19 protein-coding genes and 1 riboswitch are annotated in these 24,704 nt (G+C 71.6%); of the genes, 10 read left to right on the top strand and 9 right to left on the bottom strand.

From position 1 onward, the window contains the following. Position 1: 1 nt before the first annotated feature. Positions 2–1,249 (bottom strand): extracellular solute-binding protein, encoded by a 1,248-nt coding sequence (locus ACIO3R_RS38165; RefSeq protein ID WP_402111699.1) that lies wholly within the window; start codon positions 1,247–1,249, stop codon positions 2–4. A gap of 214 nt (positions 1,250–1,463) precedes the next feature. Between ACIO3R_RS38165 and ACIO3R_RS38160 the strand changes: the two genes are divergently transcribed. From ACIO3R_RS38160 to ACIO3R_RS38140, 5 genes are all read left to right on the top strand, one after another. Further along, positions 1,464–2,522: a LacI family DNA-binding transcriptional regulator gene (locus tag ACIO3R_RS38160; protein WP_385040283.1), complete on the top strand. Its 1,059-nt coding sequence runs from the start codon at positions 1,464–1,466 to the stop codon at positions 2,520–2,522. A gap of 191 nt (positions 2,523–2,713) precedes the next feature. Further along, complete coding sequence (locus ACIO3R_RS38155; RefSeq protein ID WP_402111658.1) at positions 2,714–3,802, top strand: WD40/YVTN/BNR-like repeat-containing protein; 1,089 nt, start codon at positions 2,714–2,716, stop codon at positions 3,800–3,802. 34 nt (positions 3,803–3,836) lie between these two features. Further along, positions 3,837–4,514: a uracil-DNA glycosylase gene (locus tag ACIO3R_RS38150; RefSeq protein ID WP_402111657.1), complete on the top strand. Its 678-nt coding sequence runs from the start codon at positions 3,837–3,839 to the stop codon at positions 4,512–4,514. Between the two features lie 95 nt (positions 4,515–4,609). Continuing rightward, a complete protein-coding gene (locus ACIO3R_RS38145; RefSeq protein WP_402111698.1) occupies positions 4,610–5,614 on the top strand; it encodes an N-acetylglucosamine kinase in 1,005 nt (334 codons plus the stop codon). Between the two features lie 95 nt (positions 5,615–5,709). Further along, positions 5,710–6,633 (top strand): sirohydrochlorin chelatase, encoded by a 924-nt coding sequence (locus tag ACIO3R_RS38140; RefSeq protein WP_385040275.1) that lies wholly within the window; start codon positions 5,710–5,712, stop codon positions 6,631–6,633. 131 nt (positions 6,634–6,764) lie between these two features. On the opposite strand, the gene ACIO3R_RS38135 is transcribed toward ACIO3R_RS38140, so the two are convergent. The 5 genes from ACIO3R_RS38135 to ACIO3R_RS38115 form a co-directional block, all read right to left on the bottom strand. Continuing rightward, a complete protein-coding gene (locus ACIO3R_RS38135) occupies positions 6,765–7,835 on the bottom strand; it encodes a lactonase family protein (protein ID WP_402111656.1) in 1,071 nt (356 codons plus the stop codon). A gap of 187 nt (positions 7,836–8,022) precedes the next feature. Then, entirely contained in the window at positions 8,023–9,534 is a 1,512-nt protein-coding gene (locus ACIO3R_RS38130) for an FUSC family protein (protein WP_402111655.1), read from the bottom strand. Positions 9,535–9,939: 405 nt separating this feature from the next. Beyond that, positions 9,940–10,971, bottom strand: coding sequence for an ABC transporter substrate-binding protein (locus tag ACIO3R_RS38125; protein ID WP_402111653.1), 1,032 nt, complete (start codon positions 10,969–10,971; stop codon positions 9,940–9,942). Between the two features lie 15 nt (positions 10,972–10,986). Then, positions 10,987–11,772 (bottom strand): ABC transporter ATP-binding protein, encoded by a 786-nt coding sequence (locus tag ACIO3R_RS38120; RefSeq protein ID WP_385035880.1) that lies wholly within the window; start codon positions 11,770–11,772, stop codon positions 10,987–10,989. Continuing rightward, positions 11,772–12,881, bottom strand: coding sequence for a FecCD family ABC transporter permease (locus ACIO3R_RS38115; protein ID WP_385035879.1), 1,110 nt, complete (start codon positions 12,879–12,881; stop codon positions 11,772–11,774). Before ACIO3R_RS38115 ends, ACIO3R_RS38120 begins: the two co-directional genes overlap by 1 nt. Positions 12,882–12,982: 101 nt before the next feature. Next, positions 12,983–13,114: riboswitch (cobalamin riboswitch) on the bottom strand. Between the two features lie 309 nt (positions 13,115–13,423). Here ACIO3R_RS38115 and ACIO3R_RS38110 point away from each other — a divergent pair. The 4 genes from ACIO3R_RS38110 to ACIO3R_RS38095 all read left to right on the top strand — a co-directional run bounded on the left by ACIO3R_RS38110 (position 13,424) and on the right by ACIO3R_RS38095 (position 16,703). Next, positions 13,424–14,014: a lytic polysaccharide monooxygenase gene (locus ACIO3R_RS38110; RefSeq protein WP_385035878.1), complete on the top strand. Its 591-nt coding sequence runs from the start codon at positions 13,424–13,426 to the stop codon at positions 14,012–14,014. Between the two features lie 131 nt (positions 14,015–14,145). After that, positions 14,146–14,631 carry an Lrp/AsnC family transcriptional regulator gene (locus ACIO3R_RS38105; RefSeq protein ID WP_385355167.1) on the top strand — a complete coding sequence of 162 codons (486 nt, stop codon included), beginning with the start codon at positions 14,146–14,148 and terminating at the stop codon, positions 14,629–14,631. A 24-nt stretch (positions 14,632–14,655) separates the two neighbouring features. Beyond that, positions 14,656–15,396 (top strand): HAD family hydrolase, encoded by a 741-nt coding sequence (locus tag ACIO3R_RS38100; protein ID WP_402111650.1) that lies wholly within the window; start codon positions 14,656–14,658, stop codon positions 15,394–15,396. Between the two features lie 98 nt (positions 15,397–15,494). Next, entirely contained in the window at positions 15,495–16,703 is a 1,209-nt protein-coding gene (locus ACIO3R_RS38095) for a serine/threonine-protein kinase (RefSeq protein ID WP_402111648.1), read from the top strand. 9 nt (positions 16,704–16,712) lie between these two features. On the opposite strand, the gene ACIO3R_RS38090 is transcribed toward ACIO3R_RS38095, so the two are convergent. Both ACIO3R_RS38090 and ACIO3R_RS38085 read right to left on the bottom strand, forming a co-directional pair. After that, a complete protein-coding gene (locus ACIO3R_RS38090) occupies positions 16,713–17,711 on the bottom strand; it encodes an aldo/keto reductase (RefSeq protein WP_402111646.1) in 999 nt (332 codons plus the stop codon). Between the two features lie 147 nt (positions 17,712–17,858). Beyond that, positions 17,859–18,770, bottom strand: coding sequence for an oxidoreductase (locus ACIO3R_RS38085; protein WP_402111644.1), 912 nt, complete (start codon positions 18,768–18,770; stop codon positions 17,859–17,861). A gap of 483 nt (positions 18,771–19,253) precedes the next feature. Here ACIO3R_RS38085 and ACIO3R_RS38080 point away from each other — a divergent pair, with 483 nt between their 5' ends. Further along, positions 19,254–22,736, top strand: a complete 3,483-nt coding sequence (locus tag ACIO3R_RS38080) for a M28 family peptidase (protein ID WP_402111696.1) — start codon at positions 19,254–19,256, stop codon at positions 22,734–22,736. 55 nt (positions 22,737–22,791) lie between these two features. Here ACIO3R_RS38080 and ACIO3R_RS38075 read toward each other — a convergent pair whose 3' ends face one another. Next, positions 22,792–24,243: a helix-turn-helix domain-containing protein gene (locus ACIO3R_RS38075; protein ID WP_402111642.1), complete on the bottom strand. Its 1,452-nt coding sequence runs from the start codon at positions 24,241–24,243 to the stop codon at positions 22,792–22,794. Positions 24,244–24,704 lie beyond the last annotated feature (461 nt).

The following is a 24,704-nucleotide window of genomic DNA, read 5'->3' as shown; positions in this document are numbered from 1 at the left end:
GTTACTTGACGGCCTTCATCGCGGCGACGAACTGCTCGGGGGTCGACTTGCCGGCGAACAGCTTGCTGATCTCGGTGAGCAGCGGGGTGGCGATCCGCGATTCCAGCGCCTGGTCCCAGGAGAGCGTGAAGCTCGGTGCCTTCCGGACCATCGTGTACTGGTCGTGCGCGAACCGCGGGTTGGGCGAGGAGTCCAGCATCGAGGCGGCGTCCGACGTGGTCGGGATGTCGCCGTTGTCGACCAGGGCCTTGCTGTAGGACTTGGCGGCCGTGGTCTTCAGGAACGCGATGGCCGCGTCCTTGTGCTTGGTCCGGGTGTTGACGGACCAGTAGTTGGTGGGGTTGCCGACGACGTCCGCGGCGTCACCGACGCCGCCGGCCACGGTCGGGAAGGCGGTCCAGCCGAGGTCCTTCCTGGCGAACTCGGGCGCCTTGCCGAGCTGGGTCGAGTACTCCCACGAACCCATCAGGTGCATGGCGGCCTTGCCCTTGTTGAGCAGGGTGGGGGCGCCCCCGTTGCCGTAGTCGACGGAGTTGAAGTTCTTGCCGAACGCTCCGCCGTCGACGAGTTCCTCGACCGCCTTCGCCGCCTTGAGGACGGCGGGGTCGCCCCAGCCGGAGCTGTCGCCGTCCTGGATCCTGCGGAAGACCTCGGGTCCGCCGATCCGGTCGAGGAGGTACTCCATCCACATCAGCTCGGGCCACTTGTCGGAGCCGCCGAGGGCGAACGGTGTGATGCCCTTGCCCTTGAAGGCGGTGACGGCCTTCTGCATGTCCTCCCAGGTGTTGGGGGGCTGGAGCTTGTTCTGCGCGAAGAGGGTCTTGTTGTAGAAGAGCATCACGGGCTGCATGCCGCGCATCGGGACGCCGTACATCTTCCCGTCGAGGCTGCCCGCGGCGACGATCGACGGGAGGAAGCGGTCCTTGAGGGCGGGGTCGTTCTTGATCGTCGACGTGAGGTCGACCACCTGCCCGGCGTCGACGTACGGCTTGATGGAGCCGCCGCCCCAGTTGTAGAAGATGTCGGGGGCGCTCGGGGAGCCCATGGCGCTGCGGAGCTTGTTGACGTAGTCGGTGCCGGGGACGGAGACGAGCTTGACCTTGACGTCGGAGGTCTTGTTGAACTCCTTCACCGCCGCTTCCTGGATCTTCACGGCGTCGTCCCCGTAGACGTAGGCGGTGAGGGTTCCGCCGCCGCCCCCGCTGCCGCCGTCCGAGCCGCATCCGGCCAGCAGGCCGGCCATGACCATGGCGGCACCGGCCGCGGTCCATCTCGCCGTACGTGTGCCCTGAGTGAAAATACCCGACCGCATGACCGCACCTCTGTCGAATGTTTCGGTGTGACTTACGAATGTTGCCGGAACGGTACGGTCGGGTTTCGGGTGCGTCAAGGGGCCGGGGAACGGTATTTACTCCCGCCTGACCCAGCCGCCGACCGGGGCCGCGGGAAGCTACGATCCCTTTATGAGCCCCGCAAACGTCCAGTCACATCAGGAGAGTGCGCCCGCCGGCGCATCGCCGGAAGGCACCGCCACCCTGGCGGAAATCGCCCGAGCGGCCGGAGTCTCGGCTCCGACAGTTTCGAAGGTGCTGAACGGGCGCGCCGATGTCGCCCCCGGCACCCGCACCAAGGTGGAGGAACTGCTGCTGCTGCACGGCTACCGCCGCAGACGCGGCTCCACCACCCAGTCCCAGCTCATCGACCTGGTCTTCCACGAGCTGGACAGCGCCTGGGCCATGGAGGTCGTCCGCGGGGTGGAGAACGTCGCGAGGGAGGAAGGGCTGAGCCTGGTCCTCTCGGAGAGCGCGGGCCGGCTGACCCCGGGGCAGACCTGGGTGGACGGGGTACTGGCCCGCCGGCCGGTCGGGGTGATCCTGGTGCTCTCCGACCTCACCGCCGCCCAGCGCGCCCAGCTGACCAGCCGCAGCATCCCCTACGCGGTCGTCGACCCGGCGGGCGATCCCGGCGACGACGTCCCCTCGGTCGGGACGACGAACTGGCAGGGCGGTCTGGCCGCCACCCGCCATCTGACCGCGCTCGGGCACCGGCGGATCGGTGTCATCAGCGGCCCGTCCCGGATGATGTGCAGCCGGGCCCGGGTGGACGGCTACCGCGCCGCTCTGGAGACCGCGGGCCTGCCGATCGATCCCGCGCTGATCCGCGAGGGCGAGTTCCAGCACGAGGCGGGATACACCGCCGGCCTCGATCTGCTGCGGCAGGCCGACCGGCCGACCGCGGTCTTCGCCGGCAACGACCTCCAGGCCCTCGGCGTGTACGAGGCGGCGCGGGAGCTGGGCCTGCGCATCCCCGAGGACCTCAGCGTCGTCGGCTTCGACGACCTGCCGCTCACCCGGTGGATCGGACCGCCGCTGACCACGGTGCGCCAGCCGCTCATAGAGATGGCCGAGACCGCGGCCCGCCTGGTGGTCGACCTGGGCCGGGGCCGGCAGCCGGCGACGACCCGGGTCGACCTGGCCACCAATCTGGTGGTGCGCAGCAGCACGGCCGCGCCCCGCGGCTGACGGGGGCCGTAGCGGGGCGGGCCGGCCGGAGCGACCCACGACGCGACGGCACCCACTTCCCTCACGCACCGCAGCACGACAGGCCCGACCGCGGAAGCCGCCGGTGTCCCGCGCTGTCCTGCGCGCCGCTGTCAGTGGCCGGGTGCAGACTGGCCGGTATCCGGCACAACGGCGTTTCGGGAGGTTCGGTCATGACCGATGTTCTGCTCACCGTGGGTACCCGCAAAGGACTCTTCATCGGCCGCAGGCACGAGGGCGCGTGGAGGTTCGACGGTCCGCATTTCAATGCGCAGGCGATCTACTCGGTCGCCATCGACACCCGGGCGGACGTCCCCCGGCTGCTCGTCGGCGGCGACAGCGCACACTGGGGCCCTTCCGTCTTCCACTCCGACGACCTGGGCGCCACCTGGGTCGAGCCCAGGCAGCCGGCCGTGAAGTTCCCGGAGTTCACCGGGACATCGCTGGAGCGGGTCTGGCAGTTGCACCCGGCGGGCCCGGAGGCCCCCGATGTCGTGTACGCGGGCACCGAGCCGGCCGCGCTGTTCCGGTCGCGGGACAACGGCGAGTCCTTCGAGCTGGTCCGCCCGCTCTGGGAGCATCCGACGCGTTCGGAGTGGGTCCCGGGCGGGGGCGGCGAGGGGCTGCACACGGTCCTGACCGACGAGCGGGACGCTCAGGCGGTGACGGTCGCGGTCTCCACCGCCGGGGTGTTCAGGACCGCGGACGGCGGCGAGAGCTGGACCCCGGCCAACAAGGGGGTCTCGGCCGTCTTCCTGCCGGACCCGAACCCTGAGTTCGGCCAGTGCGTGCACAAGGTCAGCAGGGACGCGGTCGATCCCGACCGGCTCTACCTCCAGAACCACTGGGGCGTGTTCCGCAGCGACGACGCCGGGAGCAACTGGACGGACATCGGCGAGGGGCTGCCCTCCGACTTCGGTTTCGCCGTGGCCGCGCATCCGCACCGGGCGGACACGGCGTACGTCTTCCCGATCAACGCCGACGCCGACCGGGTCCCGGCCGGGCACCGCTGCCGGGTCTTCCGGACCCGCGACGCCGGCCACAGCTGGGAGCCCCTGTCAGCGGGACTCCCGGAGGCGGCTCACTACGGCACGGTGCTGCGCGACGCCCTCTGCACGGACGACGCCGATCCGGCGGGGGTCTACTTCGGCAACCGCAACGGCGAGGTCTACGCGAGCGCGGACGACGGCGACAGCTGGCAGCAGCTCATCTCGCACCTGCCGGATGTCCTGTGCGTCCGGGCGGCGGCCACCGGCGGTTGATCCATACCGTCGTATCAGCAGTAGAGTGCCGCCCGTGGCAGCACGACCTCTGAATGAAATCATCGAGCCCGGCTGGGCGCAGGCCCTTGAGCCCGTGGCCGAACGCATCGCGGCGATGGGCGACTTCCTGCGCGACGAGATCGCCGCGGGACGCACCTATCTGCCCTCGGGCGCGAACGTCCTGCGGGCGTTCCAGCAACCCTTCGAACAGGTGCGGGTCCTGATCGTCGGTCAGGACCCCTACCCGACACCGGGGCACGCGGTGGGGCTGAGCTTCTCCGTCGCACCCGATGTCCAGCCGGTGCCCGGCAGCCTGGACAACATCTTCCGGGAGCTCCACTCGGACCTGGGGCTTCCGCGCCCGTCCAACGGCGATCTGACGCCGTGGGCCGAGCAGGGTGTGCTGCTGCTCAACAGGGCCCTGACCACCGCGCCCCGCCGGCCCGCCGCGCATCGCGGCAAGGGCTGGGAGGAGGTGACCCAGCAGGCGATCACGGCGCTGGTCGCGCGGGGCACTCCGCTGGTGTCGGTCCTGTGGGGCCGTGACGCCCGCAATCTCCGTCCGTCGCTGGGGGATTTCCCGGCGATCGAGTCCTCGCACCCCTCCCCCATGTCGGCGGACCGCGGGTTCTTCGGTTCACGGCCGTTCAGCCGGACCAATGAGCTGCTGGAGCGCCAGGGCGCCCAGCCGGTCGACTGGCGACTGCCGTGACCGCTGAGTCCGACGGGGCCGTCCCGGCGGCGGCCGGCGCCCCCGGACGGCCGGACCGCGCCGGGGAGGACGTCCGCGACGCGTACGTCCTCGGGGTGGACTCGGGTGGTTCCGGGCTGCGGGTGGCCCTGGGCGCCGTGGGCTCGGACGCCCCCCTGGCCACGGCGGCCTGTGCCGAACCGGTACGGACCGGGCCCCGCGGCATCGACGCCGCCCACCTGCTCGAACAACTGCTGCCCACCGCCGCGGAACTGCTCGCCCGGCAGGGCGGCCGAGGCCGGATCGCGGCCGCGGCGATCGGTGCGGCCGGTATGGCCACCCTCGGCGACCAACTGCGGTCGGAACTGCCCGCGGCCCTGGCGGACACGCTCGGTGTGCGACGGCTGGCACTCGCCGCCGACGCCGTGACCGCGTACGCCGGAGCGGTCGGGCAGCGGCCCGGCGCGGTGGTCGCGGGCGGCACCGGACTGATCGCCCTCGGCACGGATCTGACGGGGTGGCGGCGGGCCGACGGCTGGGGCCATCTCCTGGGCGACAGCGGTGGCGGTGCCTGGATCGGCCGGGCCGGTCTCGATGCGGCGATGCGCGCCCACGACGGGCGGCGCGGCGGATCACCGGCCCTGCTCGCCCGGCTGGAGGCGGTGTTCGGCCCGGCGCCCGAACTGCCCGGCCTGCTCTATCCGCGTACCGACCGGCCCGCGGTCCTGGCCTCGTTCGCTCCCGAGGTGGCCGTCTGCGCGGCACACGACCCCGTCGCCGAAGGCATTCTCCGCGACGCCGCCGGACATATCGCGGCGGCGGCCGCCGCCGTGTGCCCGAAGGCCGGAGCGGACGACGAGGAATACGAAGTGGGGCTGACGGGTGGTCTGTTCCGGATGGGCGACCCGCTGCTCGTGCCGCTGCGCGAGGAGCTGGCCCGACAGCTCCCGCGGGCACGGGCGGTCCCCGGTTCGGGTGATCCCCTGATCGGCGCCCTGCGCATCGCGCAGGCGCTGGCCACCGGCGGTCTGCTCCTGCCGCACCATCCGACGCTGCTCTGCATTCCGTTGTCCGGACCGGATCCACGGTCCGGCGGAGGGAGGACAGAGCAGGGCAGTTGACCGGTAAGCGACCAGACGGATAAATGCGGACAGACAACGCTCGACCGGACCCTCCCCGCGCAGCGGGGTACCCAAAACCAGTAGCATGCGGCGCCATGAGCACCCCCACTGGGCCCGCTTCCGGCCTGCCTGTACGAATGCCGCGACCTCGCCAGTCCGGACGGCACCGCCGCCCGGAGCCCGTGGTCGCACCTGAGGGCGCTGCCGCGCTCGTTCTCGCCGTTCCCGGTACCCCCTCCTCGGCCAGCCGCAGTCTGGCCGAAGAGGTGATCAGCATTGCCCGCTCCGAGCTGCCCGGTCTGAACGCCCTGATCGGTTACGTCGACGGCGACGATGCCGAGTACCCGACCCTTGCCTCCGCGCTCGCGCACTCCGCCGCCGAGCGCGTCGCGCGCTTCGAACACGCGACGGCCGCCGGTCGTGAGGTCGCTCCGCCGGAGGGTCCGGCCGCCGTCGTGGTGCCGCTGCTCGCGGGACCGGACAACGCCCTTGTGCAGCGGATACGCCGAGCGATCACGGACAGCCAGGCCCCGGCCGAGCTGACCGATGTGCTCGGCCCGCACCCGCTCCTCGCCGAGGCGCTGCACGTCCGCCTCTCCGAGGCCGGTCTCGCCCGCGCGGACCGGGCGAGGCTGTTCACGGTGGCCACGGCCGCCGACGGAATCGTGCTGGCCACGGTGGGCGGCGAAGAGGCCGTGCAGGCCGCCGGGATCACCGGCATGCTGCTGGCCGCGCGGCTCGCGGTGCCGGTGATGGCCGCCGCACTCGACGTCGAGGGTTCGGTCGCGTCGATCGCCGCACAGCTCAGGGACTCCGGCTCGCTCCAGCTGGCGGTCGCCCCGTACCTGGTGGGTCCCGAGGTGGCCGAAGGGCTGCTGGACTCCGCCGTCAAGGAGGCGGGCTGCGCGGCGGCCGAGCCGCTCGGCGCCTACCCGGCGATCGGCAAGCTGGTGATGTCGATGTACACCACGACGCTCGGCATCGCCGCCCCGGTGGCGCAGGGGGCGCAGGCCCACTGATCCGTTCCGGGTGCGTTCCGCGTCACGGGGCGGGGCCCGGGACCGGCTGATGAAGCCGGCCCCGGGCCCCGTCCCGTGACGGACGCGGGTGGCGCACCTACCGGTTCACCACCCGTCCGCGTGTACGGACGTCAGGCGAAGATCACACAGGAGGCCGCAGGAGCCTCCAGGGAGCCTTCCTGGGCCGGGATACCGGTTTCCGGGTCCACGGCGAACCAGGCGACGTTCCCGGACCGCTCATTGGCCGCGTACAGCCGTCGCCCGGCGGGGTCGAGGGCGAGGTCGCGCGGCCAGTGCCCGCCACAGCTCACCGTGGTGACCAGGGACGCCTTCTCGCCCGTGGCGTCGAGACCGAGCACCGAGATGCTGTCGTGCCCCCGGTTGGCCACCCAGAGGAACCGGCCGTCGTGCGAGACGACGACCTCGGACGCGTAACTCGCCGCGGCGCCTTCCCCGGTCGCCTCCGCGGGCAGTACGGACGTCTCACCGACCGTTTCGAGGACCCCTGCCACGGCGTCCCACCGGCACACCGTGACCGTGGGTTCGAGCTCGTTCAGCACATAGGCGTGCGCGCCGTCGGGGTGGAAGGCGAGATGGCGCGGACCGGTGCCGGGCCGCAGCACCGTCTCACCGTGCGGGTGCAGTTCCCCGGTGTCCGGGCCGAGTGCGCAGATCCGTACCGAGTCGGTTCCGAGGTCGACGCTGAGCACCCAGTTCCCCGAGGGGTCGGGGAGGACCTGGTGGGCGTGCGGGCCCTCCTGACGGCCCGTGTCCGGCCCGCTCCCCTCGTGCCGGAGCACGCTGCCTGCGGCGCCGAGTGAGCCGTCCTCGCGTACGGGCAGCACGGTGACGCTGCCGGAGCCGTAGTTGGCGGTGAGCAGCCGGCCGCCCGCGAGAGCGAGGTGCGTGGGGCTGTCGCCGTCCACCGGCCGGGGGGCGCCGATCGGCCGCGGCACGTCGTGGGTGAGGTCAAAGGCCGCGGCCGCGCCCGGCTCGGTCTCGCTGACCGCGTACAGGACCGCGCCGCCGGGGCCGCTGCCCCGTCCCAGCGCCAGGTACGAGGGGTCGGGAACGGCATCCGTCGCGCCGAGGACGGTGAGCGCCCCGGTGTCCTGGTCCACGGCGACGGCGGTGACTCCCCGCCCGCCCGCCGAGGTGAACGACCCGATGAATGCCCGTCCGGCACCGTTGCTGCTGACCACCGCACTGCCTTTCTCCGCCGAGTGATCACGACAGTGGGGACCGTCGCGATCTTCCGCGGCGACGGTAGCAGTGCGCCAGCTGGTCTGGACCAAAGGGTGCGGGGTCGGGCTGCGGCAAGCGGGCAGGGGCCCGCCGCCGAGGAGCCGTCAGCGCGTCCGCCTCCGCGCTCTCGCACCGCGCGACGGTTCAGGCGCCGGCCGGAATCCGGCGCGGCCTCCGCAGGGGGACGGCCAGTTCGATCAGGGCCCGCTCCAGCGCGTGGAGGTGGGCGAGCACAGGTTCGACGCCCGCCGGCTCCGTAGCCGCCGCATGGTCGAGCCGGAGGTTCCGCCCGACGGCCGGCGCATCGGTGAGGGCCTCGACAGCGGCCTCCACACGCCAACAGGCCGCGGCGAGCCGGACGTCGTGCGAGGCCTCCGGGTCGGCGGCGACGGAGGCCAGGCCGCGCACCTCGCGTGCGCAGTCGTCGAGCAGCGCGAGCACGTGCCGCGCCCGCCGCTTGCGGTCCTTCACCGGGTTGAGCGGATGCACCAGCGGGGCGAGCGACAGGCGCACCCGGCCGAGGATCGCCTCCAGTTCGGCAACGCTCCGGGGCGGGTCGGCGTCCTCGCTCCCCGCGAGCCGGGCGGCGGCCTGTGCCGTGCACGCGCGTACGCACCGCAGCGCCCTCTCCACCCACGCCTCGGTCACCGAGTGCGTGGTCACCGGCAACACGAAGAGCACCGCCAGTACGGCACCGAGCGCCCCGACCGTCGTCTCGGTCACCCGCAGCACGAGCAGAGCCGCGTCGAGCACGCCGAGCAGCCCGTACAGCATGCTCGCCATCACGGTCACGGCCAGCATCATCCAGGTGTAGGAGACGGCGGCGGTGTAGAAGATGCCGAAGACGCTCAGCGCCACGACCACCGCGGCCACGACCGGCTCGTGGTGCAGCGGCACGGCCACCGCGAAGCCCAGGCCGATCCCGAGGACCGTCCCCAGGAAGCGCCGGAACCCGCGCACGACGGTCTCGCCCCGGGAGGTCGTGGCCACGAACACCCACCAGGTGGCGCCGACCGCCCAGTACCAACGCTGATCGGAGAGCACCTGCCCGACCGCGAGCGCGAATCCCGCCCCGAACGTCGCCTGCACCGCCTGCCGCGTCGTGATCCGCCCGAGCCCCGCCGCACTGGCCGGGAGGGCGACTGTCGCGGGTACCGCAAGCCGCCGCTCGTAGCACCACGCCCCGAACCGCACCGCCGAGGACGCGACGAGCGACAGCAGCACGGCCGCGTACAGCTCGGGCAGTTGGCCGGGCACGGTGTGCAGGAACTGGGCCGAGAAGTAGGCCATGAAGCCGAACACACCCAGCGAGTGCCCGCGCGGCCCCCACCGCCGCGCGTACACCCCCACCCCCACAACGGCGAGGAACGCCAGGTCCCGCGCGACGGGCACATCGTGCAGCACGGCGGCGAGCGTGAGCACCGGGAGACCGACTGCGGGGAGAAGGGCGGTCGTGACCGCCTGCCCACGCACCGTCGGGTCGGTCACCGTGAACAGCGCGAGCAGCGCGGCCAGGCCACCGGTGATGGACGCCGCCAGCGAGTGCCCGGCCGCTCCGCACAGCACGACGGCGAGCCCGATGCCGAGCACGGCCCGGGACGCGAACCGCAGCCGGATCCGTCCCGGATCGCGTGCGACGAACGCCCTCTTCAGCAAGTCGCCCCGCCCCTTTCGCGCATGGAACCAGCGCAGACATGAGAAAGGCGCCGCAGAGATCCCCGGAGGACCCGCAGCGCCATTGATGGACACATCTCAGCACCTGGAGGGCTAATGGTTCAAATCAGACCCAATCCTCTGGACCAATGGCACAGGATCATCGCACCTTGCCCGGCCACGGCCGAGCCAACGGACCAACCTGCCCTGACACCGGCGCGGGTCACCCGGTCGGCAGCCAGGTGTCGAGGGCTGCCGCCGGCTCGTCGCGTCGGGTGCGGTCGGATCCGGTACGCGGGACTCCGGCGGCCCGTCAAGGGCCGGTGCCGGTCGCTGGGGACAGATCACCGACGCGCGTGCCGCGCGCCCCGCCCCCAGTCGGTCCGGCCACGGACCCGCGAACGAGCGTCAGCGTTCGGCCTTCCTCAGGGCTGCCGCGAGTGAGGCGATGGCCGCGGGATTGCGCGGGCTCTCGACCAGGTCCACGTAGTCGAGAACGACGATTCGGTCGTTCTTGATGGCGGAGACGTTGGCCAGCGGCGGATAGGACTTCAGGAACTTCCGCTTCTGGGCCGCGCTGGTGTCCCCGTAGTTGTTGATGACGATCACCTCGGGGTCCCGCTGGACGACCGTTTCCCAGCCCACCGTCGTCCAGGTGTCCTTGAGGTCCTTCATGACGTGGTCGCCGCCGGCCCTGGTGATGATGTCGTGCGGTCCGGCGTAGGCACCCGAGGTCAGGGGCTTGTCACGGCCGTCGTCGTAGAGGAACACCCTCGGCCGGTCGGTGCCCTTCAGGGCAGTCGCCTGCGCTTGGGCCACTTGCTTCTCGAACCGGGTGATGAGGGTGTCGGCGCGCTTCTCGACGTCGAACACCTTCCCCAGGTTCCGGAGATCGGTGTAGAGCGCTTCGAGCGGCGGCATCACCCCGCGTGCCTTCCCCTGCCCGTTGCGGCACGACTCGCTCAACAGGTACGAGTCGATGCCCACCTTCTCCAGGGCTGCCGGGGTGAATCCGTCTCCCTCGTTGAAGCCGTAGTTCCAGCCCGCGAAGACGAGATCGGCGCGTGCGTCGAGGACGAGTTCCTTGTTGATCGTCTCCTTGGAGAGCCAAGTGGTCTTCTTGTAGCCGCCCTTCCAGGGGACGGACGTCAGATCGCCCTTGTCGTCGGGCATCACATAGCCCGCCATGTGGTCCTCCAGCCCGAGGGCGAACATGATCTCGGTGATGCCGACGTCGTTGGTCACCACGCGCTGCGGTGCTTTGCCGTAGGTCTTCTTCTCACCACAGTTCTCGACGGTCACCGGGTAGTGGCCCCCGGCCGCGGGTGCGCTCTCACTGTCTTGTCCGTCCTGCGGGGCGATCTCCGCGCCGCAGCCGCTGAGGGCCATGGCGGCTGTGAGGACGAGACCGAGTGCGGCGGGACGTATCAGGTGGGACATGGTGGCAGTGGTTCCTTAGGAAGGGGAACGGTCGGGGTGGAGACGGTCGAAGATCAGCTGTACCGCTCCGGTCTCCGGGTGGGGCACCCGGTGCGCCCGTACTCCGAAGACCTCGGCCAGCAACTCGGGGGTCAGTACGTCGTGCGGGGCGCCTGACGCGACGATCCGGCCGCTGTCGATGACATGGAGGAGGTCGCAGTGGAGTGCGGCGAGGTTGAGGTCGTGCAACGCGGTGAGCACGGTCAGTCCGCTGGCGCGAACCAGGGCCAGCACCTCCAACTGCTGGGCGATGTCCAGGTGGTTGGTGGGCTCGTCAAGCACCAGCACGCGTGGCTGCTGGGCCATGGCGCGGGCGATCAGGACCCGTTGCTTCTCGCCGCCGGACAGGGTCAGGAAGCCGCGGTCGGCCAGGTGGCCGGCCCCGACCTCCGCAAGCGCCGCCTCGCAGATCCGCCGGTCCTCCTCAGAGACCCGTGCCGCCGGCCCCTGGTGCGGCATCCTTCCCATCGCCACGGTCTCGGCGACGGTGAAGTCGAACTCGTACGTCGCCTCCTGGGGAAGCGCGGCCAGCCTGCGGGCACCTTCCCGCGGGCTCATGGCGTAGAGGTCCTCGCCGCCGATCCGGACCGTTCCGGCGGAGGGGCGCAGCGCCCGGTAGACGCAGCGCAACAGGGTCGACTTCCCGCTGCCGTTGGGCCCCACCAGGCCGACGAGCTGGGCGTCGCCCGCTCGTAGCGTGATCTCCTCCACCAGGCGCGCACCGGCGATCTCGACCGTGAGCTGATCGATGTCGATCCGCATCACGCGCCACCGAAGGTGTAGGAGCGGCGGCGCATCAGCAGGACGAAGCACGGCACGCCGATCATCGCGGTCAGCACACCGACCGGCAGTTCGGCCGGCGCGAGCAGCACGCGCGAGAGGATGTCCACCCAGATCAGCAGGACGGCTCCCGCGAGCGGTGCGACGGCCAGCAGCCGGCGGTGATCCGCGCCGACCACCATCCTCGCGGCGTGCGGGACCATCAGGCCGACGAACCCGATCGCGCCGCTCACCGCGACCAGCGCCCCCGTGACCGCCGCGGAGACCAGGAACAGTTCCTTGCGCAGTCTTGCGGCGTCCACGCCCAGCGCGGCCGCGGTCTCGTCGCCCATGGCAAGGGCGTTGAGGCGGCGCGCCGACCACGCGAGGTGGGCGAGGCCGCCGATCGTGGCGCCCGCGGCGATCGGGACGGAGGACCAGGTGGCACCCCCGAGGCTGCCGAGCATCCACATCATGGCGGAGCGGGCGGCCTCGCCGCGCTCGGCGGCGAACACCATGAAGGTGGTGACGGCCGAGAAGCCGTAGTACATCGCCGTGCCGGTCAGGACGAGTCTGAGGGGGGTCAGGCCGCGTGCTGTACGGGCTGTCGCGTACACGAGGATCATCGCGAGGAGTGCGGACAGGAAGGCCGCCGTGGACAGGGCCCAGATGCCGAGCGCGCTGAAGACTCCGAAGATGAGTACGGCGTTGGCACCGACGGCCGCGCCGGAGGAGATGCCGAGGACGAACGGGTCGGCCAGGGCGTTGCGGACCATGGCCTGCACGGCGACACCGATGGCCGAGAGGCCGGCCCCGACGACCGCGGCCAGCACGGCTCGCGGAAAGCGCAGCTCCCAGACGATGGTGTACCCGGGGACTCGGTCAGGAGCGATGGACCCTCCGGTCAGGCCGGCCCACAGGTCGCGCAGTACCTCTCCCCAGGAGATCCCCGAGGCCCCGATTCCCGCACCGCAGACGACGGAGAGCGGCAGCAGGACGGACAGGGTGGTCAGCAGGAGGGGCAGGGAGAGCCGCCGGGGAGGGGCGGGCCCGCCGCCGGCCCGGGACGTGCGCGAGGGCGGGGCCGGTATGTGTTCGAGGGAGGTGACCACGGGCGGATCGCTTTCGCCTCAGGCCGTGCACCTACGCAACCGAAGGAGCAGCCCGGACGCGAAGCGCCCAACGCAGCGCCTCTCGCAGTCCACGGCGAATTGACAGGAGCTATCACCGCCGCGGGTAATCGGGCTCGCGGAGCACAGGACGGCTCCGCCTACCGTTGCGGGTCAGCGCCGGAATTCGACCGGACTTCCCCCGCGGGGCGTGTGCAGCTTAGCGGGTACGGGATGACGTCCCTCCACGGAGGAACCCCACCGGCACACCGGGCGCGGTCGCCCCAACCGGGGCAGTCACGAGGTGGGCCGGCCGGAGCCGGAGACCGGCGTCCGCGACCGCGGTGACGGACACATCCGCTGCCGTTCCACCCCCGGTGCCGCGCCGGCCACGCGCCCGTCCTCCGCGCGGCCATCCCCTCCGCGGAGCCCGGCAACAGCCCGCTCCGGACGGTATGGACACGGCTGGTTGACATGACTACGCTCACCCTTGGTCTAGACCGCAGAACTCTCCGGACATCACCCCACATCTCCAGGAGCTACGTATGCGCAGAAGGATCACCTCCTTACTGGCCGGGCTCGGCCTGGCCGGGGCGGCGCTGTTCGCCACCTCCGGCAGCGCCCAGAGCCACGGCTACACCGACTCACCCATCAGCCGCCAGCAGCTCTGCGGGATCGGCACCGTCAAGCACTGCGGGCAGATCCAGTGGGAGCCCCCGAGCGTCGAGGGCCCCAAGGGCTTCCCCACCCGCGGACCGGCCGACGGCCACATCTGCTCGGGCGGCATCGGCCGGTTCTCCGAACTCGACGACCCGCGTGGCGGCGCCTGGCCCGCCACCAAGGTCACCGCCGGTCAGAACTACACGTTCAACTGGCGGATCGAGGCCCGGCACGCCACGACCGACTTCCGGTACTACATCACCAAGGACGGCTACGACCCCACCCAGCCGCTCACCCGGGCGGACCTGGAACCGCAGCCGTTCCTCACCGTCCCCTTCGGGGGCCGGCTGCCCGGCTCGACGGTGAGCCACTCGGGCGTGCTGCCGCAGAAGTCCGGCAAGCAACTGATCCTCGGCGTCTGGACGATCTCTGACACCGGGAACGCTTTCTACGCCTGCTCCGACGTGCAGTTCTGACGTCCTGCCGCCGCTCCTGACCGACCCGCCCCGCCCTGGGCCGGTACGGGGCGGCGGCTCCGGAGGCGCGCCGGTGCGCCATTGGTACAGTCGCTGCCCCGACCGACGTACCAGGAAGAGGCCGGCGGACCATGGCGGTGGACGCGCTCGACACCCGCATCCTGCGGCTGCTCATCGAGCAGCCGCACACCAGCGTGCGCGAGTACGCACGGATCCTCTCGATCGCGCGGGGCACCCTCCAGGCCCGTATCGACCGGCTGGAACGGGACGGAGTGATCACCGGCAGCGGCCCCTTCCTCTCCCCCGCCGCGCTCGGCCACCCGGTACTGGCCTTTGTGCACCTGGAGGTCACTCAGGGGCATCTCGACGACGTGGGCGAGGCGCTCGCCGCCGTGCCGGAGATCGTGGAGGCCTTCTCGACCACGGGCGGCGGCGACCTGCTGACCCGGGTCGTGGCCCGGGACAACGGGCATCTGGAGGATGTGATCCAGCGCCTGATCCAGCTGCCGGGCGTGGTCAGGACCCGGACCGAGGTGGCCCTGCGCGAGCGGGTGCCGCACCGGCTGCTGCCCCTGGTGGAATCGGTGGGACGGGCGGCGGCGGGTGGCCCGGGATGATCAGCGGCTGAGAGCATGTCCGCCATGAACTCATCACGTGCGCAGGCCCCTTCGGTCGTCTTCGACCTGGACGGCACACTCGTGGACAGCGAGCCGAACGCCTACGAGTCGGCACGGCTGCTGCTGGAGCGGTACGGAGTACCGGACTTCACCTGGGAGCAGAACGCCCGGTTCATCGGAATCAGCAACCGCGAGGCGCTGGCCGTACTGCGCACCGAGTACGGCATCGAGGCCTCCGCCGACGAGCTGGTGGCGGGTCAGGACGCCATCTATCTGGAACTGGCGCGCACCTCGACCGAGGCCTTCCCCGAGATGCGGAAGTTCGTGGAGACGCTGCACGCGCGCGGCATCGCCATGGCGGTGGCGTCGGGTTCGTCACCGGCCGCGATAGAGGCCGTACTGAAGAGCACCGGCCTCGACGCGTACCTCACCGAGTACGTGTCCGCCGAGGAGGTCGCGCACGGGAAACCGGCACCGGATGTCTTCCTGGAGGCCGCCCGGCGCCTCGGCGTCGCGCCCGCCGGCTGTGTGGTGGTGGAGGACGCCGTGCCGGGCGCCGCCGCGGCTCGGGCGGCGGGCATGCGCTGCATCGCGGTCCCCTACGTCCCGGCGACCGCCGGCGATCCGGCGTTCGCGGCGGCGGACCTGCTCTTCCCCGGCGGTCAGGGCGAGTTCAGCGCGCAGGCCGCCTGCGCGTGGCTGTTCCCCCGATCCGTACCGACGCCGCCCGACGGTCATCCGGAGGCCGCGCGCCGGATATCCTGATCTTGCTGCGTGTCCCCCACCCCGTCAGTTCCCGATGAGGTCGCAGCCGCGGCAGTCGAAGCGGTCCTCGGCCCGAGACATTGGATAGGTGTGCGCAGGTGCTGGTTGCTGGTCGGTACCGATTGATATCCGCCATCGGTCGTGGCGGGATGGGTGAGGTCTGGCGGGCCGCGGACGAGGTCCTCGGCAGGTCCGTCGCCGTGAAGCTGCTGCTGGGGGAGCACGCCGACGAGTCGGCCACCGCGCGCTTCCGGCTGGAGGCCCAGACCGCCGCCCGGCTGAGCCACCCGCATCTGGTGGCGGTGTTCGACTTCGGGTCCTGGGAGGACCGGCTCTTCCTCGTGATGGAGCTCGTCGAGGGCAGGAGCCTCGCCGATCTGCTGCTGGCTCAGGAGCGGCTGGACCCGGAACAGGTCGCCCGCATCGCGGGCCAGGCCGCCGCCGGACTGGCCGCGGCCCACCGCCAGGGGATAGTCCACCGGGACATCAAGCCCGGAAACCTGATGCTGGACGCGGAGGGCGCCGTCAAGATCGGCGACTTCGGTATCGCCCAGTTCGTCGACGATCCCTCCGCCGCGCTCACCACCACGGGCCATATCGTCGGCACCAGCCTCTACCTCGCACCGGAACGGGCCCTGGGCCGTACGGCCGACGCCGCGTCCGACATGTACTCCCTCGGCTGTGTGATCTACCAACTGCTGCTCGGCCAGCCGCCGTTCCGCTCGGACACCCCGACCGCCACCCTTTACCAGCACGTGGACACGCCTCCCGTGCCGCTGCGGCAGCGCGGGGTCGAGATGTCCGCCGCCTTCGACTCGTATCTGCTGGGACTGCTCGCGAAGCAGCCCGAGGACCGGCCGACGGCCCAGCAGGTCGCCGACTGGTTCACCAGCGAGGCCTGGCGGGGGCAGGCTGAGCCGCTGCCGATGTACCGGCCCACTCCCCCGCGCGCACCGGCCGCGCCCTACGCGCCGGTGTCCGCACCGCCCTCCCCCGCCCAGCACCGGTCCGGGACCGGATCCGGCGAGGACTCCGGCGCTCCGACGACCTACCGGCTGCCCCAGGCGTCCGCCGGTCACGGGCGGCGCGCGGCGGGCCGGTCCAGGAACGTCAGGCGGCGCACCACGCGCGAGGCGATAAGACGCCGCCCCAGAGTGGCCAGCGCCATCGCGGGCACGGTCGCCTTCCTCGCCGCCGTGTACCTGGGGATGAGCCTGTTCTCCCCCGATTCCAGTTCGGCCACCACACCGGTCGATCTGACCTCGACGAGCGGTGCGGAATCATCGGCCCCCGACGGGGGCCGGTAGCCCCGTCCGTTACCAGCGGCCGTGAACCGCCGCGCGGATCCTGCGGTCGTAGAGATCGCGTACCGCGTCGAGCGTCTTCCGCGGCAGCGGCGCGGCCGCGGCCGCGGCCGCGGCCGCGTTGGCGCGGGCCTGCTCCACCGAACGCGCGCCGGGGATCACGCTGGTGACGCCCGGCTGCTGAATGATCCAGCGCAGTGCGGTCTGCGCCGGAGTCGCTCCCTGGGGAGCGAGTGCGGCGAATTCGGCCGCCGCGGCCACGCCGGTCGCGTAGTCGACCCCGGAGAAGGTCTCACCCTGGTCGAAGGACTCCCCGTGCCGGTTGTACGTGCGGTGGTCCTCCGGGGCGAAGACGGTGTCCTCGGTGTACTTGCCGGAGAGCAGCCCGGAGGCGAGCGGCACACGTGCGATGATGCCGACCCCGGCGGCGAGCGCCGCCGGAAGCACCTCTTCCAGCGGCTTGAGGCGGAGGGGGTTGAGGATGATCTGGACGCTCGCGACGCCGGGGCGGGCGATGGCCGTCAGCGCCTCGGCACACGTCTCGACGCTCACCCCGTAGGCGGCGATCCGCTCCTCGGCGACCAGCGTGTCGAGGGCGTCGTAGACCGCGTCCGAGGAGTAGACGGCGGTCGGCGGGCAGTGCAGTTGCACGAGGTCGAGGGTGTCGACGCCGAGGTTGGACCGCGAGCGGTCGTTCCAGGCACGGAAGTTGTCCAGGACGTAGCTCTCCGGCACCTGTTCGACGCGCCGGCCCATCTTCGTCGCGACGAGGACCCCCGCGTCCGGGCGCTCCTTCAGATAGCGGCCGATGAGCTGTTCGCTGCGGCCGTCCCCGTACACGTCCGCGGTGTCGAAGAAGGTGACGCCTGACTCGACGGCCGCGTCGAGCACGTCGAAGGCATCGGCCTCCCGCACCTCTCCCCAGTCCCCGCCGAGCTGCCATGTGCCCAGTCCGACGACCGATACGTCCCGTCCGGTCCTGCCCAGTTCGCGCTGCTCCATGGGGGTCATGCTACGTCGGCGGGGAGTTTGGCGGGGCCCCGCGGCCGCACCGGCGAAGGGTTCGCCTCCGCCGGTGGGCCCGGAGACGTAGGCGGCCTCCGGGAGCCCGTCACGGCCGGGTGGCCCCCGTCCGTCCGCCACGGCCGACGGCGCGGATCAGCCGGTGGCCCGGCCGAGTTCCGTGAGCAGCCGCAGCTCGTCCTCGGTGAGCCGCAGGGCGGCCGCCGCCACGTTCTCGGTGAGGTGACCGGGGTTGCCGGTGCCCGGGATGGCCAGTACGTGCGGGCCGCGCTGGAGCGTCCAGGCGAGCCGGACCTGCGCGGGCGTGGCGTCATGGGCATGGGCGACGGCCGCCACCGCCCCGCTCTCGACGACGGCCGCCCCGGACTCGCGGCCGGCGCCGGCGATGGCGTAGAACGGCACGAACGCGATGCCCTGCTCCCCGCAGATCCGGAGCACTTCGTCGGAGTCCGCATGGCGGCCGGTTATGCCGTACCGGTTCTGCACACAGACGACCGGCGCGATGGGCAGGGCCTCGGCGATCTGGTCGGCGCCGACGTTGGAGAGGCCCAGGTGACGGATGAGCCCCTTCTCCCGCAGCTCGGCCAGTGCGCCGAACCGGTCGGCGATCGGGTCGGGCCCGTTCATCCGCAGGTTCACCACGTCGAGATGGTCGCGGCCGAGCTGGCGGAGGTTCTCCTCGACCTGGCCGCGCAGCTCCTCGGGCCGGGCCCAGTTCAGCCAGTCGCCCGACGGTCCACGGCCGGGGCCGACCTTGGTGGTGATGACCAGGTCGTCCGGGTACGGGCCGAGCGCCCGGTTGATCAGCTCGTTGGCCGAGCGCATCGGTGAGAAGTAGAAGGCCGCCGTGTCGATGTGGTTCACGCCGAGGTCAACGGCGCGGCGCAGCACGGCGATGGCCCGTTCCCGGTCGTGCGGGGTGCGGTCGTGACTGAACGCCGCACCGTTCTGGGCCAGACGCATGGCACCGAAGCCCATGCGGTTGACGGTCAGGTCACCCAGCTGCCAGGTACCGGCGGCCGCCGCGGTGGTTGTTCCCGAAGTCATGGCTGTCGTCTTCCTCGTAGGTGGCGGACCGGAGCCTGCCATGTGATGACGCGTCAGAGACGCTTGCGTAATCGAGCGAGAGGTGATATGCTTACGGTGGATATTTTCGTTGCGTGATCTTGAAATGCGGGTGCATATTAAACCCCGCGCCGCCGATGTGTCCACCCCTTTTCTCGGTCCTCCGCGCCGTCGACCGTTCGCGAGCCGCCCAGTCGCCGCGCCACCCCCGTCGCACACTCCGCCGCTCCTGTGCGCCCGCTGTGCGATCCCACCAGGGCGACTTGACCAGACTTGCCAACTCCCTTCTGAGCGAACCCAGTTCGTTGACGAGGTCAGGGCCACGTGTGAGTGTTCGGTCGCTCGATCACGGACACCACCTGGGCGGACGGCCGACGGCAGCCGCACGGGCGGGCGCGTCTCCCCACGCCACTGCCCGTGATCGAGGTCCCCACGAACCGAGGAGCCTCGATGAAACGCAGACCGATGACGGCCGGGACAACCCTGGCCGTCCTCGCCGGAATGCTGGTCGCCACGAGCGGCCAGTCAGCATCCGCGGAACCGTCTCCCCCCGCCCCCGCCCCTCTCGCGGCCGCCGTGTCGGCCGCCGACCGGGCGGCGGCGAGCGGCCTCGACGCCCTGGCGAAGGGCCCCGAGGAGCGCTACGAACGGCAGAACGTGACCCCCTGGGTCAACGGGCTCTACTCGATCGCGTACCAGCGCACCTACCGCGGACTGCCGGTCGTCGGCGGCGACGCCGTCGTGGTGGCGGACTCCAAGGGACGGGTCCGCGGCGCCCAGTCGGCTCTCTCACGGCGCATCAACGTACCGACCACCGCGACCGTGTCGGCCGCAAGGGCCGAGACCGCCGCACGCAAGAAGCTCACCTCGGTGGAGCGGGTGGACAGCCACCGGCTGGTCGTCCGGGCCACCGGCAAGAAGTCCCGGCTGGCCTGGGAGACCGTGCTGACCGGCCGTACCGCGAAGGCCCCCAGCCATCTGCATGTCTTCGTCGACGCGGGCACCGGCGCAGTGCTCGACAGCTATGACGACGTCAAGGCGGGCACGGGCAACAGCCAGTGGAACGGGCCCTCCCCGCTCTCCATCAACACGACCTCCTCCGGCGGCAGTTACTCCCTCCGCGACCCGGGCAGGCCGGGGCTGAGCTGCGCCGACTACAGCACGGGCGGGGTCTTCACCAAGTCCTCCGACTCCTGGGGCACCGGCAACGCCTCCAGCAAGGAGACCGGCTGCGTCGACGTCATGTGGGCGGCCCAGCACGAGTGGGACATGCTGCGTGACTGGCTGGGGCGCAACGGTCACGACGGCAACGGCCGCAGCTGGCCGGTCAAGGTCGGGCTGAACGACGTGAACGCCTACTGGGACGGCTCCACCGTCTCCATAGGCCACAACAACGCCAACCAGTGGATCGGGGCCATGGACGTCGTGGGCCACGAGTTCGGCCACGGCATCGACCAGTACACCCCCGGCGGCGCCAACAACGAGTCCGGTCTCGGCGAGGCCACCGGCGACATCATGGGGGCGCTCACCGAGGCGTACACCAACGAGCCGGCCCCGTACGACGACCCGGACTACACCGTCGGCGAGAAGATCAACCTGGTGGGCAACGGGCCGATCCGGATCATGTACAACCCGGGCCAGATCGGCGACCCGAACTGCTACAGCTCCTCCATACCCAACACCGAGGAGCACGCGGCGGCCGGTCCGCTCAACCACTGGTTCTACCTGCTGGCCGAGGGCTCCAGCCCCGGCGGCGGCAAGCCGTCCAGCCCCACGTGCAACAGCTCCTCCGTCACCGGCGTCGGCATCCAGAGCGCCGGCAAGGTCTTCTACGGCGGAATGCTGCTCAAGACCAGCGGCATGACGTACAAGCGCTACCGCACGGCCACGCTCACCTCGGCCAAGAACCTCGACGCCACCTGTGTGCTGTTCAACCGGGCGAAGGCGGCCTGGGACGCCGTCAGCGTCCCCGCCCAGAGCGGTGACCCGAGCTGTACCCCGAGCGGCAACAACGACTTCTCGATGTCCCTGGACCCGTCCGCCGGATCGGTGAAGCCGGGCAACTCGGTGACGGCCACGGTCAGGACGACCGTCAGCTCGGGCAGCGCGCAGACCGTGAACCTGTCCGCGACCGGTCAGCCGAGCGGGGTGAGCGTCTCCTTCAGCCCGTCCTCCGTGCAGTCCGGTGCGACCTCGGCCATGACCGTCTCGACGACGTCGGCCGCGGCGCCCGGGACCTACACGCTCACTGTGAAGGGCGCCGGCACCCAGGACCACACCGCGCAGTACACCTTGACCGTCAGTAACGGCGGCGGCACCCCGGGCGGCACTCCTCCGGACATCAGCGTCGCCAATGTGCAGGCCCATCTGTCGCAGCTCAGCACCATCGCCTCGCAGAACGGCGGCAACCGCCGGGCCGGCAGCGCCGGCCACACCGCCTCGCTCGCCTATGTGAAGGGCAAGCTCCAGGCTGCCGGCTACACGGTCAGCGAGCAGACCTGCGGCAGCTGCACCTACGCGGGCAAGAACCTGATCGCGGACTGGCCGGGCGGTCCCGCGGACCGGACCGTGATGTTCGGCGCCCACCTGGACGGCGTCAGCGCCGGGCCCGGCATCAATGACAACGGCTCCGGCTCGGCCACCCTGCTGGAGAACGCCCTCGCGCTGGCCCAGCAGAACCCGACGATGACCAAGCACGTGCGCTTCGCCTGGTGGAACGGCGAGGAGCAGGGCATGCAGGGCTCCGAGTACTACGTCGGACAGCTCACCGCGGCCCAGCGCACCGCCATCACCGCGTACTACAACTTCGACATGGTCGCCTCCACCAACGGCGGCTACTTCATCAACAACCTCAACTCGGCCGCCTCGGCCCCGATGAAGGAGTACTGGGCCTCGCTCGGCCTCGCTCCGGAGGAGAACGTGGAGGGCCAGGGCCGCTCCGACGACTACTCCTTCCAGCAGGGCGGCATCGCCACCTCGGGGTACGCGACCGGGGCGAGCGACACCAAGACCTCCGCCCAGGCCGCCAAGTGGGGCGGTACGGCGGGCCGTTCGTACGACCCGTGCTACCACCAGTCGTGCGACACCACCAGCAACATCAACGCGACCGCCCTCGACCGCAGCGCCGACGGAGTCGCCTACACACTGTGGAAGACGGCCGTCGGCACCACGGCGCCGGCCAATGACTTCTCCGTCTCGGTGAACCCGGTCTCCGGCAACGTCCAGCCCGGCGCCTCGGCCACCGCGACCGTCTCCACGGCCACCACCAGCGGTTCCGGACAGAGTGTCCAGCTGACGGCGTCCGGTGCGCCGAGCGGGGTCACCGTCTCCTTCGCCCCGGCGACCGTGCAGTCGGGGTCCTCCTCGACGATGACCGTCTCGGCCGGGGCACAGGCCACCGCGGGCACCTACACGCTCACGGTGACGGGAACGGGCACCGCCACCCACACCACCACCTACTCGCTGGTCGTCGGTGGCGGCGGCACCTGCCAGGCACGGCAGGTCGTCGCCAACGGCGGCTTCGAGAACGGCACGACGCCGTGGACCCAGACGGACGGCGTCATCAACAACCGGACCTCGGAGAAGCCCGCCCACACCGGCGCCTACCAGGCCTGGTTCGGCGGCTGGGGCAGCACCCACAGCGACAGCGCCTCGCAGTCACTGACCGTTCCCGCGGGCTGCTCGACGTACAAGCTGTCGTTCTTCCTGCGCACCGACACCGCCGAGTCGGCGGGAGACGCGACCGCCTACGACACGTTCACCGTCAAGCTGGGGTCGCGGACGCTGGCCACGTACTCGAACCTCGACGCCGGCAGTGGTTACGTCCAGCAGAGCTTCGACGTCGGGTCCGCAGCGGGGCAGACGGTGACGCTGGGGTTCACCAGTAAGGAGGACGCTTACCTCCAGACCAGCTTCGTCGTCGACGATGTCGCGCTCGACGTGAGCTGATCCGGGATCAGGGGGCAGGGGCGGGGCGTGGTCCACACGCCCCGCCCCTGGCGTTTCAGCGGACCACCGCGGCCAGTCTGCGGACGAAGTCCTCGGTCTCGGGCCGGCGGGCGCCGCGGGCGGCCAGTCTGCCGTGCAGCCCGCGCAGTTCCTGGCCGAGCAGGGTCGACGGGGTCACCTCTGTGGTGTCGAGCACCGCAGTGGCCACGGCCTGCGCCGCCGACGGGTCGCCCGCGCAGGCATGGGCGTCGGCCATCCTGACCAGGAAGAGCATCCGGGCCGAGTGCATCCCGGGAGGCAGCAGTCCGAGCGCGGTGCGGGCCGCCCCGACCGCGCGCAGGGCGAGCCGGCGGTCGGCGGTGGCCGCCGCGAGATCGCGCAGCGCGCCCGCCGCGCCCGACTCCACCCGCAGCCGCACCGAGGCCACCGAGAGCCACGGCGCCTCCGTCTCGTCCCGCTCCTCGACCCGGTCCAGCTGGGACCGGGCGCGGTCGATGTGCCTCAGGGTCTGCGGGGCGTCCCCCCGGACCGCGTGGCCGCGCGCCTGGTACAGATCACTCATGGCGCCCGCCCAGGGCCGGCCCGCCGCGGCCTGTCTGATGGCCCCGCCGTACGCCAGCGCCGACGGCCCGTCACCCTCCAGCCGGGCCAGGGTGCTCATATCGCTCAGGGCCGCGACCTCGGTCCCCACGTGACCGGCCATGGCGGACCAGAGCAGCGACCGGTCGAGCCAGGCCATCGCGGTGCCGTTGCGGCCCCACAGCAGCCGCAGGCAGCCGGCCGACTGCGCGTACTCGGCTGCCAGCGGGGCCAGTTGGCGCTGGTAGGGGGCGGCGGGCAGCGCCATCCACCGGAGCATGGCGTGCAGGGTGCGCTCGACGACCGCGGTCGCTCCCGGCCAGGCGCGTTCCTCGTCGGCGCGCAGGCAGACGGCGAGCAGGGCGGTGAGCGCGTGCACGGTCTCGGTGTCCAGCGCGGGGTGGGACGAGGTGTCCGGGCCCAGGGCGCAGAAGGCCGCGTGCAGTTCGACGGCATCGGCCAGCGCGGGTACGGCGCAGCCGTCCCGGCCGTGCGCCGGACAGACGAGGCCGTACGCGGGAAGGCCGGCGGGAAGTACGGTGCCGGGCGGCAGCATCGCGAGGAGGGCGCCGCCCGCGGGCTCGCCGGGCAGCGGGCCGCGGCGGTCCGGGGTGTCCATGGGAGGCGGGGCGCCGCCGGCACCGCCCGCGGCCAACGCGGACTCCCGCGCCTCGGCCGCCTCGCAGGCGGCCAGCAGGTCGCCGCCCGCCGTCAGGAGGTCGTCCAGCCTGCGGGCCAGGGGCAGCGGTGTCCGGCGGCTGCCGTGTTCGAGTTTGCTGATGGCCGTGTGGTCGTAGCCGACCCGGGCGCCCACCTGGGCCTGCGTCAGCCCGGCCCGTCTGCGCCACTGGCGCAACCGGGCTCCGAAGGATCTCCATGCCTCCGCGCCACCGGGTCCGGACGGCGCCGGGCCCATGTCCCCGGTCACCGGAACCACCGTCGCGCCTGGTCAAGGGCGCCGCGCGTGCCACGCTCACGGCTCATGTCCCGGAGGATAGCGAGCACTCGTCCCCGCTGTCCCGGGACGACGGCAAGATGTCCGGTAACAGGCGCGGTGGCCTCCGGTGCCCAGATCCTCCGGCCCGCCGCCGGCGTCTGCGGGTGGCGTCAGGTTGCGGTGGCAACGGCATGTTTTACATCCGTCACTCCATGCGTACGCACCATCATCACCTGAATCGACGCCGCGTCAAGTCTGTGACCGCGGAGGTTTGAAGGCGTACGGAACTCGGTCAATCGTGAGCTATCCGTCATCAACTCTTGTTCTCAACGGCGCCCGACCAAGCGGGTGTTGCACACCTATTGACGCGTAGGGAACCAAGGGAGAAGTATCCCCATCGGTCGGAGAGAGCGCTCTCCGGCTTCGTGTCGTGCACCCGTACCGCGACTCAG

The organism is Streptomyces sp. NPDC087428 (genome assembly GCF_044744085.1).
Taxonomy (GTDB): domain Bacteria; phylum Actinomycetota; class Actinomycetes; order Streptomycetales; family Streptomycetaceae; genus Streptomyces.
The sequence above is the reverse complement of the archived record's forward strand: the minus strand, read 5'-3'. Positions and strand labels throughout refer to the sequence as shown.

Excerpts from the sequence above, each read along its gene's own strand:
- ACIO3R_RS38090 (WP_402111646.1), bottom strand. The coding sequence starts at position 17,711 with ATGACCCCCATGGAGCAGCGCGAACTGGGCAGGACCGGACGGGACGTA.
- ACIO3R_RS38140 (WP_385040275.1), top strand. The coding sequence starts at position 5,710 with ATGAGCACCCCCACTGGGCCCGCTTCCGGCCTGCCTGTACGAATGCCG.
- ACIO3R_RS38120 (WP_385035880.1), bottom strand. The coding sequence starts at position 11,772 with ATGCGGATCGACATCGATCAGCTCACGGTCGAGATCGCCGGTGCGCGC.
- ACIO3R_RS38125 (WP_402111653.1), bottom strand. The coding sequence starts at position 10,971 with ATGTCCCACCTGATACGTCCCGCCGCACTCGGTCTCGTCCTCACAGCC.
- ACIO3R_RS38080 (WP_402111696.1), top strand. The coding sequence starts at position 19,254 with ATGACGGCCGGGACAACCCTGGCCGTCCTCGCCGGAATGCTGGTCGCC.
- ACIO3R_RS38160 (WP_385040283.1), top strand. The coding sequence starts at position 1,464 with ATGAGCCCCGCAAACGTCCAGTCACATCAGGAGAGTGCGCCCGCCGGC.
- ACIO3R_RS38100 (WP_402111650.1), top strand. The coding sequence starts at position 14,656 with ATGAACTCATCACGTGCGCAGGCCCCTTCGGTCGTCTTCGACCTGGAC.
- ACIO3R_RS38165 (WP_402111699.1), bottom strand. The coding sequence starts at position 1,249 with ATGGTCATGGCCGGCCTGCTGGCCGGATGCGGCTCGGACGGCGGCAGC.
- ACIO3R_RS38085 (WP_402111644.1), bottom strand. The coding sequence starts at position 18,770 with ATGACTTCGGGAACAACCACCGCGGCGGCCGCCGGTACCTGGCAGCTG.
- ACIO3R_RS38105 (WP_385355167.1), top strand. The coding sequence starts at position 14,146 with ATGGCGGTGGACGCGCTCGACACCCGCATCCTGCGGCTGCTCATCGAG.
- ACIO3R_RS38110 (WP_385035878.1), top strand. The coding sequence starts at position 13,424 with ATGCGCAGAAGGATCACCTCCTTACTGGCCGGGCTCGGCCTGGCCGGG.
- ACIO3R_RS38155 (WP_402111658.1), top strand. The coding sequence starts at position 2,714 with ATGACCGATGTTCTGCTCACCGTGGGTACCCGCAAAGGACTCTTCATC.